This is a genomic window from Bacillus sp. RC252, from assembly GCF_044909215.1.
GTDB classification, from domain to species: domain Bacteria; phylum Bacillota; class Bacilli; order Bacillales; family Bacillaceae_G; genus Bacillus_A; species Bacillus_A mycoides.
Genome location: NZ_JBIYDV010000002.1, coordinates 82,036 through 96,432, shown reverse-complemented (window position 1 = coordinate 96,432; position 14,397 = coordinate 82,036). Strand labels below are relative to the sequence as shown.

Genomic DNA, 14,397 nt, shown 5'->3' with positions numbered 1-14,397 from the left:
TAGTTTTAGTTTCTGAATATTCATTTAAATAGAAGGGGTAATAGTTATGTTCATTCGAATTGGTAAGTGGTGTGGGGTTACTTGTTTACAATTATTTGCTGCAATCTTATGTATAATCTGTCTAGGTGCGCTCCCTCGGTTATTTAAGGGATTACAAATTGATTTAATCGGTTTTTGGAATGCAATTATATATGTTGGTGAGAAAGTACTTCACCCAACTGAAATTACATATGGTTTTCAAGCGCCGAGAAAATTATTTCCGCAAATTTGGATCCATTATATTGAAACGATGATAGTATTTCTTTCAGCATTTTTACTTTCTTTATGTATAGCGTATGTACTTGTTGTTTTTGTACTGCAGCGAACTCATATGAAACAAAGAATATGGAATGGGATTTTTCTTACCCTTGAGAGCATACCAGATATTTTACTTATTTTATTATCGCAACTTCTTGTCGTAATTATTTTTCAAAAAACAGGGTTTATGCCAATCAAACTGGCTGGATTAGGGGAAGAAAGAGTACGTTTGTTACCGATTATATGTCTTACAATACCAACAACGTTATTGTTTATTAAACTTTTGTTATTAAGGTTCAGAGAAGAATTAGAGAAAGATTATAGTATGTTTGCCAAGAGTAAAGGGTTAAGCTTACGGCATATTTTGACACATCATATTTCAAGAAATGTTTTATTGACGACAGTTTATTATGCGAAAACAAATATTTTATTTATGCTATCCAATTTATATATTATTGAATGGATTTTTAACACATATGGAATGTTTGTATTTGTAAAAGAACATTCGAACATAGAAATTTTCACAGTAAGTTTAATTATATTATATGTACCGATTTTTATCTTGTTTCGTTTATTACATACGCTTTTGCAAAATGTTATAAAGGAGCGTGCGTAATATGTGGCAAGTTGTTAAAAAAGATGTAAGGTTTTGGTTTGGTGTAACCTTTTTAAGTGTCCTTATGATTGTTAGTATTGGGAATACGTTGTTTTTCGATGGGAATATTCGTGAACTAACGATGATGTATAACGCAAAAGGAGAATTAGAGGTTGCTCCGTTTTCACCATCGAGTAAATTTTGGTTCGGAAGTGATGCGAAAGGCCGCGATCTTTTTCAACTAATAATAGAGGGAGCGAAATGGACGGTTGGTGCGAGTTTAATTATAGCGATTTTACGAGTAATTATTGGAGGGGGCATAGGCTTACTTCTCGGTATGTATAGTCGGCGTTCTTTTCCAATTATTTCGTCCTTTTTTGACCCATTCAGCATTGTACCAATGGTTATGATTTCCTATTTTATATTAAGGGGAGTTTTAATGTTCGACAGTGGAGAGGCAGCTGCTCCGTTTCATTTGCGAGTTGCGTTTCAAATTATAGTTCTTGCATGTCTTGCAGTACCGACAGTTATGTTGTATGTAGCGCAAGAAGTCAAGCGTATTAAGAAAGAAGAATTTATGTTGGCGGCCACTGTGCTCGGCGGAAGTAAGTGGCAGAGGTTGAAACGCCATGTATGGCCGCATATGTTACCATCATTTCTTTTATTAGTAGCCCAGCAATTTGTAAGTACTTTATTACTCCTCTTGCATCTTGGTTTGTTGGAATTATTTTTTGGCGGAACAATAATTTTTGGCGCTATAGATGCAGATAGTGTAACAAAGGAATGGACTGGCCTAATTGGTCAAAACTTCCGTCACTTAACTACTCATACATGGATTGTACTTATTCCGATTGCTTTTTATAGTATGACAATTTTGTCAGGAAATCTTATTAGTAATAGTATGCAAGATGCGATTAAACTAGGAAATGTAAGAATGCCGAAGAGGAAGGATAAAGAAGTGAAAGTAGAGAAGCAAGTACAACCTACTATGAATGATTTTTCTTTCTATAAAGAGGTACAAAAATAAAGAAAGATAGCTGAAGACAAATTGTTTTCAGCTATCTTTTTTTGTTTAAAGTGGTGGTAAATCAATCTTACCTTCTTCAAATAATTCTTTTATCATATGTTTCGTATAACCAGCTGCTTGACCAAATGTGATTTTTGCTGGCATTGGTGCTTCATTTACATCTACAACTACATCAATAATGCATGGTTTACTTTGTTTTACCGCATTTTCAAAGGCAGGAAGTAAGTCATCTAAATGTTCTACACGGTATCCAATACCACCGCACGCCTCTGCGTATTTTGCGAAATCAGGATTCGTTAAGTCTGTACCAAATTCAATATTCCCCATAACTTCTTGTTCGAATTTAATCATAGCAATTTTATTATTGTTTAATACAATGACAACGATTGATAGTTTATATTTAACAGCTGTTACGAAATCATTCATTGTCATTCCAAATCCGCCGTCACCACAAACTGCAAACACTTGTTTATCCGGGAAAGCAATTTGTCCAGCAAGTGCACCAGGTAAACCGCAGCCAAGTGTTGCAAGCCAACTAGAAATGATAAATTTCTGGTTTGTCATACGGAAGTGCCTTGCAGTCCATACTGTTACATTTCCGACATCGACTGAAAGAATTGCGTCATCTTCTGCTACTTTCTGCAGTGCATGCATAACTCGTTGTGGTTTAATTGGAGTAGAAGAATCTTCTTCTTGAGTGTGTAATTTTTCTTCCCACTTTTTCATCATTTCTTGATGATGCTCTAAGAAGGAATGATCCTCGTGTTTTTCTACATTTTCAATTAACCATTTTAATGTTTTATCAGCATCACCAGCTAAGCCGATATCTGTCGTATAACGTTTCCCGATTTGTGCAGGGTCTGTATCAATATGAAGTGTTTTTGCTTTTTCGGGCAAGAAACCAGTGAACGGATAAGAAGTACCAACCATAATTAAAGTATCTGCATGTTTCATTGCTTCATAAGAAGGTTTCGTCCCGATTAATCCTAATCCACCGATACAAAGAGGGTGTTCATCAGGAACAATCCCTTTAGCTGGTAATGTAAGTACGATTGGAGCACCGATATGTTCTGCAAATGCAAGTAAAGAATCTCTCGCATGTTTAGCTCCTTTTCCGGCTAAAATAACAGGTTTTTTCGCTTCATTAAGTGCGAGTTTCGCTACAGCTAAATCTTCTTCTTGCGGAAATATTTCTGGTAATGTAAAGGAAGAGTTTGTAATGCGCGCACCATTTTTCACTTCAAATTTTGGAACATCATCTGGAATTGTAAGAACAGAGACACCTTTTTTTGTATATGCCATTCGAATCGCTTGATTAACTACAGTAGGTAACTGTTCAGCTGACATTATTCGTTGGTTATAAACCGCGACATCATCAAACATTCTTTCTAAGTTTACTTCTTGGAAAAAATCCGTTCCGAGTAAATCACTTTCGACTTGTCCTGAAATTGCTAATACGGGAGCTTGATCAAGTTTCGCATCATATAAACCATTTAATAAATGAATAGCTCCAGGTCCTGCAATAGCCATACAAACACCAAGTTTTCCTGTTAATTTCGCATAGGCTGCCGCTGCTAACGCACCAGCTTCTTCATGGCGAACTTGAATAAATTTAATTTTATCTTGTTTTTTTCTTAAAGCTTCAATAATAGAATTAATGGAATCTCCAGGCATACCATATATGTGTTCTACACCCCAGTCAATTAAAAGATCCACTAATGCTTCACCGGCTGTTTTTCCAAACATAATCGTTCCTCCTTATAATAGGTAGATACTATTATGTTTTGGAGAAAAAGGGAAAATATACAAATGATATAACTTATTTGTTTTAATGATGTCCAGTGAAAAGAGTGAAGGCTATTATTAGTAAAAATCCACTAATAGACCACGATAGAAACGGAAGGAAAGGTAGCTGTTTTTTTGCTTTCCAAAGCATTTCGTGAATTGTGACATAGCCAAGAGAACCAATTGCGCTTCCCATAATAAGTCCTTGTAAATGGAGAGCTTTCCCGTCCATCATAATGCCAAAAACAGTACCGGTCCCTAGGATGAGAGAAAGTAATAAAGTTGTTAATAAAAATGAAATGTATTTATGTTTTGTAAAAAGAAATGGAATAATTAAAGCTAACCCTTCTGGAATATGGTGAATGACAATCGCAAGTAAGAAAGGAATGGCAGAGTCATTATGATTTATAAACGCTGTTCCTAACGCAAATCCACTCGGCATATTATGAATGAATATAGCGAAAGAAAGAAAAAGGAAGGTTTGCCATGCTTGTTGATCTTTCTTATGTATAATCGGATGATGACAATAGTTATCTAATAAGCTCATAACTAAAATACCGATAGCTATACCGAGCATAGGCCCAATTATTTCATAGCTTGAAAATGTTTCAGGAATAATTTCAAGTGATAAAAGCCCAAGCAAAATCCCACCACATAATGCGTATAAGCGATGCATCTTTTCTTCAATTAGTTGGCGTGTTGCTACTCCAACAGCACCTCCTAATAGTAATCCACCGAACGAAAAAAACGTAACGATTATAGGAATCCATAAACGTTCCATATCATCACACTCCAATTCTATCCCCGTGTTTTCAGCTTACTAATGGGGGAGGAAGATTAGTCCAAATAATTGTGTTTGATTATAGAGAAAAATCTATCAACTCGTTATAATTTATATATTGAATTTAAATGGATGTAATAAAAGATAGTATTACGAAGAAGTAGTAAATTAGAGCATAGTTAACAACTGTTTCTATTTTATACATATAATCGATCATTTCAGATACAACGAAACAGATGTCGCTTTAACAAGGAGATCATTCGATACTATGAACGATTAGGCTTAATTCCAGAGCCTAATCGTACCGAAAAAGGATACCGAATGTATTCCCTACAAATGGTCGATCGTTTGAATTTCATAAAACGGACGCAGGAATTGGGGTTTACCTTAAATGAAATTGACAAATTGCTAGGGGGGTGTCGATCGCAATGAAGCAAAGTGCGGTGACATATATGATTTCACTGTTCTTAAATTAGAGGACATCCAACGTAAAATTCAAGACCTTAAAAAAATTAAACAACTGTTGATAGACCTTAAGGAAAGATGTCCGAAAGCAAAGATATTTACGAATGTCCTATTATCGAAACTTTAATGGATTCAGAAAAGAAAGCAGAAGAATATTTATAAAAATAATAAATTGTAAAGGTGGAAGAATAATGGAAGATTGTTGTAGTAACCTTAAAGGAATAAAAATTGAAAATAATGGTCATTGTCCATCATGTAAAAATAAAGCTAAGAATGTAAAGTTGATTACATTAAAATCATTGCTTAAACCATCTGCATTAGAAACATTAAATGTTAAAGAAAATCACTATTTTTGTTCAAACGAAGATTGTGATGTAGTCTATTTTGATACGAATAATAAAAAATACTTTGTATCTGCCATAAAGGTAGTTGTACATCAAAAAGATGACTCAGCAACTACACCAATTTGTTATTGTTTTGATTGGACAAAAGAAAAAATTAAACAATATGTGGAAAATGGAATTACTCCTAATCCAGTAGAGCATATTCGCGAAAACATAAGAGAAAACCGATGTGGTTGTGAAGTAAACAATCCACAAGGTAGTTGTTGTTTAGGCAATGTTACAACAATGTCATAAGGAACCTAAATGTTGTTTTTTTTTACCAAAATATTTGGGGGTATTTCAAAATCTTAAGTTGATGGGTATGTGACGGTGCTCCATGCTCACCAAGCTAGTTAGTGTATGTTAAGTAAACCTTATGGATTTGTATATCTCATCCATCCACTTTCAGATTGTTTCGCTTTATACTTCCCATAAGACAGAAGCTTCATTGCCGAGCGATTGGCCGCATGAAAAACCAAGTTCAGCTTCCATTCTTCCTCCATTTCACTGGGATAGGTGGTGGATTCATAAACATAATAACCCGCCATGATACAGGGGACTACTTGCTCCGGTTCAAATCCATAAGCAGTTGCATCATCCACAACCAAATCAATGAGGCATCGGTTTCCATCTTTAACTTTTTTCTGGAGTAATTTTTTTACCGATCCTGGTACTAATTCTAATATTTTATCCTTCATGTCAGTCACCTCATCTTTTATCGTGTCCAGAGAGCCTGGGGATATGTGTCAAACAGAATGAAATTCCAACCGTAATTGCACAGGTTTAACAAGATCTTAAGGACTATATCACCCTAAAAGGGAAAATGGCTTTAAATCCAAGAAATCTGGTGAGACAGGGAGAAACGTATTCGTTCATTTTGCAGTCGATTGGAACGAAACAATTCAAATGTATATCGAATCGTGCCGTGCCGGGATTAAAAAGAGTATTCATCCTCATCAATTACGTCACAGCTATGCTACACATATGATTAACAACGGTGCGCCACTTGAAGTAATACAAAGCTTACTTGGTCATGAGAAGAGTGAAACCACGAGAATATATGCTCAGCTGAGCGGAAAGCTGAGACACGATTTTTATAGTGAATATTTTTGAAAGCTACTGAAATTAATCTTTAATCAAAATCGAGGCGTGCATATATAAAGACGTATCTTTTTGAATTGGGCCACTTAATGGAATATGCAGGAATTTCTTGAAAAAGTTTCGAAGTAGTTATTATACTGACGTTATTCAAAGGAGCAGGAAAATGCAAGAAAATATATCAATTCTTTTAAGTAATGTAAAATTAAAATAGTTGAGAAAGAGAAAGAAATATCAAAAATACAGAGGTGGCTTGCTTGCTAAGAGAAGAATTAAAGAAACGTGCAATATCGATGGTCCAAATTCCTAGTCATTTTCAACCTCTCATAGAGGAGTATGTTGAGCGAGAGAATGGAGAAGGCGAGGCTATTTTTTCATGGACAAACGAAGAACAAGATGAGGGTATTACTGTTAATCTAGATTTATCTGGTAATTTGATTGGTTTAACAATTGATAATAACGATAAAAATTCAGATGTGATTCCTTTAAATATAGAGGGAAAAAGAGAATGTGCCGAACAATTCTTACTTAGCAATTATCCTGAAGCATTAAAAGATTTAACATACTATAAAACAAAAAAAATTACTTGTGCAGACCGTTTTTACTATGAACAAATCGTTATGGACTTACCATTAGAACATGCTGGTTGTTATATTGATATAGACCTCGCGGGGAATATTGTTAACTTTACATATAAAGGTGTAAAAAGGATTCTTGTTATTCCAAAAATGTTGATTTCAAAAGAAAAACTGGTTGAACACGTACAAAATAGACTTAATTTTCAACTGACAATTGCAAAGTTGTCTACTGCTACTCATGATGTAGCAGTAGATGGACTCCGTCTTGTGTACGAACCTGAGCAATTTTTTATGAAATATAAAGCTGACGTTTTGAAACCAACGTTAACGATTATACATGACGAAGACGCTCCGCAAACATATGTCTTGCTTACTCCTCCTTCGAGTACGACCGTACGAAAAGATTTATCTATTGAAGATATCATTGGTATTACCGAGAGGATGGAAGTCATTCGTGAAGTAGATATGGGAGAAGAAACGGGCATAGTGTGGCGTAATCGAGACTGGGAGATGAAGGAAGCGGATTTATCTATAAATGGCTTTTTCAAAAGACAGTCAGAAGATACAGTTAAAGCCTTCATTTCAAAGAAAACTGGTAAAATCAGAGGCTTTATGTGGTTTAATGAACGAAGTGGTGATCTTAGACTTAGTCGTGAGGCATGTTATCAAAAAGCCATTGCGTTTTTACAAATGATTGTTCCAGATTATTATCGGTATTTACAACTGATTGCTGGAGAAAACGAGGAAGAAGAGGATGATTCTTCAATGAAAGAATCATTTACATTCCATATGCATAACGGCCATGGTATACCAATTCAACTTGAATTAGTTATGGTTGTTGTTAATCGTCAAACAGGGCAGGTTGATCATTATAGTGGACCGCGTTTTGATATGGAACAATTGAGCCAAATCCCTGTTGAACCGGTTATTTCAAAAAAAGAAGCAGGTGAAATATTTATCAATCATTTGGACTTTGAATTAGCTTGGAAAAAAAATTATGATAGTGAAACAGAATCCTATATCCTTGTTTATCGAGCGTGTGATCGTCATTCCAGGACCTCCATCCAGTACATTGATGCCATGACTGGAGCAGTTATTTCCAATATAGATAAATAACATGTGATGACGTCAAATTGCACAGGTTCAAAGGGACAAAATTAACTAACCAAACTACAACTATTTTTTCTTATTCAACTAAATCTATAGTTAATTAAGGATTAAGTGATTTTAAGATAGTTATTCCATTAAAGGGCGCGATTGTTGAACAATACAGACAGAAAATGATCAAACTTTTTTTATAAAAGCTAAATAATTAATCGCAAAAGTTGAATCCATTTTGATCAATCTTGAACAGCTCCGACCCCAAGGGATGGGTAGGAAATGGACCAATGAGTAGGGGGAGATAAATGGCGGTTAGGCAAAAGCCTAAAGGGTCTTATAGTTAGTGGAAGCGAAGAGGATGTTATAGTGTTTGGTACAAGCATTAAGAAATCTTAGGAAACAGGGGAGAGAAGTTCTTTGTTTAATTTTCAGGGTATTTCAAATGTTAACGTTGACTGGGATTTATTTCTCATGCTAACATATAGATAATTTAATCAAGGCGGTGGAAATGTATTGGACTCAGATGTTGACTCGGATAGGTGGCTAAATGACCTCGATTTTCTCAGAGTACCCCTCATCATTTTGAGAATGTAGATTTTATACAATCTCATGTCAATGTGTATGAAGTAGGTCTGGAAAGAGAAAATATATCAGGAGGTGAATCCTTTAGTTTCAAGGAAGCTAAGGGAATTAGTTGGACATATTTAATTTAATCATGGTAGTGGTTTTAATCGCATGTACTGCATTTTTCGTAGCAATTGAGTTTGCTATTGTAAAAGTAAGAGGATCAAAGATTGATCAATTTGTATTAGAAGGAAAGAAGGGTGCGCTGGCAGCGAAGAAAGTGACATCAAACTTGGATGAGTATTTGTCAGCTTGTCAATTAGGGATTACAGTTACAGCAATGGGACTCGGGGCACTAGGTGAACCAACGATTGAGAGACTTTTACATCCTTTATTTGATAAGTGGAACATCAATCCTTCCATTGCAGGTGTATTATCTTTAGGAATTGCTTTTACTATTATGACGTACTTACATGTTGTAGTTGGTGAATTAGCACCAAAAACATTCGCGATTCAAAAGGCTGAGAAGGTTACTTTATTACTTTCGGCTCCGCTTATCTGGTTCTACAAAATCATGTATCCGTTTATTCGCTTGTTAAATGGCTCTGCAAGGATGATAACAGGAATGTTCGGCTTAAAGCCTGCATCAGAGCATGATGTAGCACATACAGAAGAAGAATTACGATTGATTCTTTCTGAAAGTTATGAACGTGGAGAAATTAATCAAGCTGAATACAAATATGTAAATAATATTTTTGAATTTGATAATCGTATTGCGAAAGAAATCATGGTCCCCCGTACAGAAATTATAGGGCTACATGTAGATAATTCTTTAGCAGACCATATGAAAATAATCCGTGATGAAAAGTATACACGTTACCCAGTATTTGGGGAAGATAAAGATGAAATCATTGGCATGGTGAATGTGAAAGACTTCTTTATTCGTTATATGAATAAGGAAACAAAAGAATTCAATTCTATTCAATCGTATACGCGTCCAGTAATTGAAGTAATTGAGACCATACCAATACATAATCTTTTACTACAAATGCAAAAGAAACGTATTCCGTTGGCTGTCTTATATGATGAATACGGCGGTACGGCTGGTATTGTAACCATTGAGGATATTCTGGAAGAGATTGTAGGAGAAATCCGTGATGAATATGATGAAGATGAGCGTCCGCCCATCCAGCAAATGAATGAAGGTCATGTTGTCGTAGAAGGTAAAGTATTAATTAGCGAATTAAATGATTTACTAGGATTACATATGAATGATAGTGATGTTGACACGATTGGTGGTTGGATTCTGATGCAGAATTATGATATCCAAGAAGGGCAAACAGTAAATAGCGAAGGATATGTATTTAAAATTCTTTCTAAAGACCCTCACCAAATCAAACGTGTTGAAATACAAAAAGAAATGTTGGAAGCAGCAACTGTATAGTTGCTGCTTTTATTCAGCTGATAACATGGTAGCCCTCCTCATTAAATTCATTGATTGATCAACTCTTTACCTGTTAACACATTACCGAAATAGGGCAGGATTGTTTCCTTTGCATTCATGGTTCAACACTCCTTCGATATTGTAAAATGTATCTCATTTATACAAATTGTAATATAATTTAAATGTAAATTCGTAGCGTAAAATAGATTAAAAATAACAAATGTTGAGAAAGGATTCCTTTGTCAACATTAGTATTTGTATTTCACTAGATAATAAAAAATGTAGAAGGATTTTATTTCTGACATTGTTATTTATTAGTAATCAAAATACAAAATAAAGAATTTTCTCGGCTGGAAATTGTTACACATTCATAAAATGGAGGCAATAGTTATGCAGCAAATTAAAAAAATAGGAAACTCATTTTGGTATATGACACCTGTTTCCGAGACCGATAGACCTATCTTAGGAATGGTAGTTGGAAAAGAAAAGACTTTGATGATAGATGCAGGTAATTCAGAAGCACATGCACAATTGTTTTTAGAAATGCTAAAAGAGCAAAATATCTCAAATCCTGATTTTGTAGCATTAACGCATTGGCACTGGGATCATATTTTTGGATTACCTGTACTACAAGGTGCATTATCTATTGCGCATTCTGAAACGAAAAGAGAGATGCAGAAACTAGTTTCTTATAAATGGACAGATGACGCGTTGGACACACGAGTAAAAGAAGGCACAGAAATTGAATTTTGTGCGGACTGTATAAAAGAAGAGTTCAGTGAACAACCAAGAAATATTCAAATTATTCCGCCGACCTTAACCTTTCAGAAGCAACTTGAATTAGACCTTGGTGATGTGACATGTGTGTTAAAGCATGTGGGCGGAGACCATTCACATGACTCTGTTGTCATTTATATTAAAGAAGAAAAGATATTGTTTTTAGGAGATTGTATTTATGCAAATATTTTTTCTTCTAAGTGGAACTATACGACGAAACGAACGTTTAAATTAGTAGAAGAGTTAGAGGCATTTGATGCTGAGACATATATTTTTTCCCATGGGACAGCTATAAATCGGGATGAGTTTTTACAAGAAATTCATTTGCTAAAAACAGTAGGAACTTATACGGAAACTCATAAAGGCGATGAAGCGAATATAAAGGCATCGTATAAACGAGACATAGATAGAGAATTAAATGAAGATGAATTAGAAACAATAACGTTTTTTGTAAATGGTTATGAAATGAATAATCTGTAAAATACAACTCTAATCAAATTAACGCTTATTTTGATCAAATATAATATAATTGCACAAAAAGAGTATTGAAAGTTAATTCAATACTCTTTTTAATAAGTAAATATTAAGTCGCAACCAATTTGAATTTTTTTTGCAGGCTCATCATCTGAAGTTATACGACTTTATTTATTTTTCGTATAGATAGAATTTCAAGTAGAAGCTTTCTTTGCTAATTCAGTTATATAGTTGAAAAATACATCACGTTTTACATCATAAACGACATTTACAGGTCGCCCATCATCAGTTTCCACTGTACGCCCTTGGCTGGGTCCGTATGTATGAACGATATTAGTAATCGTTTTTGTTTTTGCAAGATCAGCTTTCCCAACAAACGCAGCAGTTAATACATCCCACAAATAGTAGGTAGAGTTAGTTGAAAAGTGAACGAGAGGGGGGACCATCGCATAACATTGACCAAGGAAATCAACACCAATATACTTACGCTCTTTTGCCCACTGTTCACGTATGTCTATAGTTAGCGGAACCTGGTTTGTACTTTCTAGAGTTACTAAATCAATGATTATATTAGCATTCCAAACACGAGCTACTGCTTCGGGATCCCAAAATGAATTCCACTCGGCTGTTCCGTCATGTTCTGGCTCATGTACATTGCCTGCAGTACGAAATGTACCGCCCATCCAAACGAGACGTTCAATTTTATCTTCGATTATTGGAGATTCATATAGTGCACGAGCAAGGTCAGTTAGGGGCCCTATAAATAATAAAGTTGTTTTTCCATCAGTTTGTAGAAGAGTCTCTATTATATGATGGTGTGCAGGTTTTTTTGATGCAGGTGTAACAACTTTCCCAGACTCATTTAAAATGGGTAAAGCATCTACATAAAATGCATGCATCCGCCAATCTTTTGGAAATGGATTTTTTCCACGAGAGTTGGACGCTGCTACCTCAATATTATTTTTGCCGAAGCGATCTATAATTTTACGACTGGCAGACATTGCTGGTTCTAAATAACAATCTGCAGGGATAACTGAAACACCTGTAAGTTCTACATTTTCCATCTGGAGTAGTAAAAATAGTGATATTAAATCATCTACACCACCATCATGATTGAAGTACACTTTTTTCATCATTTTAATCTCCATTCTTTAATATTTAACCAGGAATTAAATTTTAATTGATGAAAAATCATCAATAATTTCTACCACTTCAATTCTCCCATTAATCAGTAACTCAGGAAGTTCATTTCTAACATTTCCTTTCCAATACTCTCTAGCCTGTTCAATTTTTTGAGAGAAAGGAATACCATCTTCTTTCGGCAAAAGGTTTCCATCAGCTTCAAAAGAACTTCCGATTACTCGTAGTTTAACAATCTGCAAAACTTCTCGATTATAAGAATCAAATAGCGCTTTCCATTTCAAAGCATCCTCATAGCTTTTGGAAGCATATAAGCAAGACAACCTTGAGGGATATTCAGGAAATTCTTGCAGTCTAACCATTTCTACAATCGTTTCTCTAACCGCTCTAATTGTTTGATCTATATAATTTATAACTACTTTCGCACTTTCATTATTTATATGTAATCCGTCACTTTTATAATGATTGTTTAAAATTTTTATGCCATCTTCACCGTTAGAATTTAATTGTTCTCTTTCAAAAAAGAAGTGATAGAGGGTATTAGTTTGATTTTTATCGAAATGAATGATTTGTCCAATATTCATTTTTTTCCTTGTAACGATGTGGTATGCGTAAAGTTCCGCTTTATTCATGGTTATCCTCCTAGTAGTAATTATCAAGTATTTAAATGTTAAATTTAGTAATTCAACATTTAAATATATAAAACCTCTACAAATAGAAAGTTATAAAGCAAGGGGGTGAGTGAAAAGTAGCATAGGTATATGAAAACGTTAAAAAAAGTTCACAAAATGTTCACTTACGAAGGGGTTTCCAATATCGATATAATGACAAAGACTTAAACAGAAAGGATGATAGAAATTGCCAACAACAAGAAAGGAAAACCTCCAATTTGGTATGATGATGTGCCTCGGGATGGTTATAGTTATGACGTTTTACAATTTACTAATGAATGGAACAGGAGGGCCAATTCATATTAAGGAGATCGCATTAGAACTAATAATTGGATTTATTATTGCGCTATTAATTGAAATATGTATCGTTGGACCGTGTGCGAAAAAGATTGTATTTGCATTACCATTTGATAAATCAAAAAAAGTAAACATGATTATTGCGATGGCAACAACAATGGTAATCGGAATGGTATTCTTTATGTCATTTTACGGAATGGCTATGATGTATTTACATAATGGGTTACATGGTGACTCATTCATTTCAATTTATTTCTCGGTCTTTATTAAAAATTTTATTATGGCGTACCCACTTCAATTAATAATAATGGGACCTCTTGTACGTTTCTTATTTGGAAAGTTTGTTTTGAAGAATAAAGCTGTTAATGTAGCGTAGTTAAAAATGTTTTATTTGATTATAAAAATTAAACAATAATATGAATTCAATGTATCGAAAGAATTTGAAATGCATGTTAACAAATGTATTATTGAAATCATGTGAAAGTGATTTAGTTAGGATAATAAACCTCTTAGTGTATGTTGTTAAAAGGCTGTACCTTTTTTGTATAAGGGTACAGCTTTTGTTGTAATATTTGTTTGGAATTTATATGGGGAAATGTAGCGATTATTCACCTGTAAAAAAATTAATATCAATTTAAAGGAGAGAGTTAAGTATGTAAAGAAAAAATATAAGTGAATGTGATCTCGATTTGTGGTGGGATAAAATACATTTAGTAGTTAGTTAAAAATGAAAGTCTAATAGTAAGGGCATTATACATAAGGGAGAGACGCAAAGTGATTAATTATATGTTAAAAGATGGTGAACGATATTTAGATATATCTGATCTTGTTATATTTGAAAATAGTGCACATTTTCCAGATATCGAAGAAACAGATAATGTATGTGAAACGATTATAGGTTTTTTAGAAATATAGTATAA

The 14,397-nt window shown here is 34.3% G+C and carries 14 protein-coding genes and 1 pseudogene; 10 read left to right on the top strand and 5 right to left on the bottom strand.

Translation table 11 applies throughout. From position 1 onward, the window contains the following. Positions 1–46 precede the first annotated feature (46 nt). Together ABH960_RS03490 and ABH960_RS03485 are read left to right on the top strand one after the other, a co-directional pair. Positions 47–913 carry an ABC transporter permease subunit gene (locus tag ABH960_RS03490; protein WP_002141702.1) on the top strand — a complete coding sequence of 289 codons (867 nt, stop codon included), beginning with the start codon at positions 47–49 and terminating at the stop codon, positions 911–913. 1 nt (position 914) lies between these two features. Next, the gene (locus ABH960_RS03485; RefSeq protein WP_016092643.1) at positions 915–1,919 is read left to right on the top strand and encodes an ABC transporter permease subunit; all 1,005 of its coding nucleotides are present in this window, start codon (positions 915–917) and stop codon (positions 1,917–1,919) included. Positions 1,920–1,964: 45 nt separating this feature from the next. On the opposite strand, the gene ABH960_RS03480 is transcribed toward ABH960_RS03485, so the two are convergent. After that, a complete protein-coding gene (locus ABH960_RS03480; RefSeq protein ID WP_404442806.1) occupies positions 1,965–3,665 on the bottom strand; it encodes a pyruvate oxidase in 1,701 nt (566 codons plus the stop codon). 82 nt (positions 3,666–3,747) lie between these two features. Continuing rightward, positions 3,748–4,485, bottom strand: coding sequence for a ZIP family metal transporter (locus ABH960_RS03475; RefSeq protein ID WP_219302231.1), 738 nt, complete (start codon positions 4,483–4,485; stop codon positions 3,748–3,750). Positions 4,486–4,707: 222 nt separating this feature from the next. On the opposite strand from ABH960_RS03475, the pseudogene merR reads away from it, so the two are divergent. Together merR and ABH960_RS03465 are read left to right on the top strand one after the other, a co-directional pair. Continuing rightward, positions 4,708–5,112 (top strand): annotated as a pseudogene (gene merR, locus ABH960_RS03470) (Hg(II)-responsive transcriptional regulator). 29 nt (positions 5,113–5,141) lie between these two features. Beyond that, entirely contained in the window at positions 5,142–5,588 is a 447-nt protein-coding gene (locus tag ABH960_RS03465; RefSeq protein WP_404442802.1) for a putative iron-sulfur cluster-binding metallochaperone, read from the top strand. A gap of 119 nt (positions 5,589–5,707) precedes the next feature. Here the strand turns inward: ABH960_RS03465 and ABH960_RS03460 are convergent, their stop codons facing one another. Beyond that, on the bottom strand, positions 5,708–6,031 hold the full coding sequence (locus ABH960_RS03460) for a hypothetical protein (protein ID WP_002116589.1): 324 nt from the start codon (positions 6,029–6,031) through the stop codon (positions 5,708–5,710). A 208-nt stretch (positions 6,032–6,239) separates the two neighbouring features. On the opposite strand from ABH960_RS03460, the gene ABH960_RS03455 reads away from it, so the two are divergent. From ABH960_RS03455 to ABH960_RS03440, 4 genes are all read left to right on the top strand, one after another. After that, on the top strand, positions 6,240–6,446 hold the full coding sequence (locus ABH960_RS03455; protein ID WP_404442799.1) for a tyrosine-type recombinase/integrase: 207 nt from the start codon (positions 6,240–6,242) through the stop codon (positions 6,444–6,446). A gap of 242 nt (positions 6,447–6,688) precedes the next feature. Further along, a complete protein-coding gene (locus ABH960_RS03450) occupies positions 6,689–8,125 on the top strand; it encodes a YcdB/YcdC domain-containing protein (RefSeq protein ID WP_404443322.1) in 1,437 nt (478 codons plus the stop codon). A gap of 679 nt (positions 8,126–8,804) precedes the next feature. Beyond that, the gene (locus tag ABH960_RS03445) at positions 8,805–10,118 is read left to right on the top strand and encodes a hemolysin family protein (protein WP_002085679.1); all 1,314 of its coding nucleotides are present in this window, start codon (positions 8,805–8,807) and stop codon (positions 10,116–10,118) included. A 390-nt stretch (positions 10,119–10,508) separates the two neighbouring features. After that, positions 10,509–11,375 carry an MBL fold metallo-hydrolase gene (locus tag ABH960_RS03440; protein ID WP_404442796.1) on the top strand — a complete coding sequence of 289 codons (867 nt, stop codon included), beginning with the start codon at positions 10,509–10,511 and terminating at the stop codon, positions 11,373–11,375. 188 nt (positions 11,376–11,563) lie between these two features. Here the strand turns inward: ABH960_RS03440 and ABH960_RS03435 are convergent, their stop codons facing one another. Further along, positions 11,564–12,505, bottom strand: a complete 942-nt coding sequence (locus ABH960_RS03435; protein ID WP_404442793.1) for a nucleoside hydrolase — start codon at positions 12,503–12,505, stop codon at positions 11,564–11,566. Between the two features lie 33 nt (positions 12,506–12,538). Beyond that, on the bottom strand, positions 12,539–13,141 hold the full coding sequence (locus ABH960_RS03430; protein ID WP_340952259.1) for a DUF2441 domain-containing protein: 603 nt from the start codon (positions 13,139–13,141) through the stop codon (positions 12,539–12,541). Between the two features lie 226 nt (positions 13,142–13,367). On the opposite strand from ABH960_RS03430, the gene ABH960_RS03425 reads away from it, so the two are divergent. Further along, positions 13,368–13,853 (top strand): DUF2798 domain-containing protein, encoded by a 486-nt coding sequence (locus ABH960_RS03425; RefSeq protein WP_404442790.1) that lies wholly within the window; start codon positions 13,368–13,370, stop codon positions 13,851–13,853. 398 nt (positions 13,854–14,251) lie between these two features. Further along, positions 14,252–14,392, top strand: a complete 141-nt coding sequence (locus ABH960_RS03420; RefSeq protein ID WP_002085673.1) for a hypothetical protein — start codon at positions 14,252–14,254, stop codon at positions 14,390–14,392. Positions 14,393–14,397 lie beyond the last annotated feature (5 nt).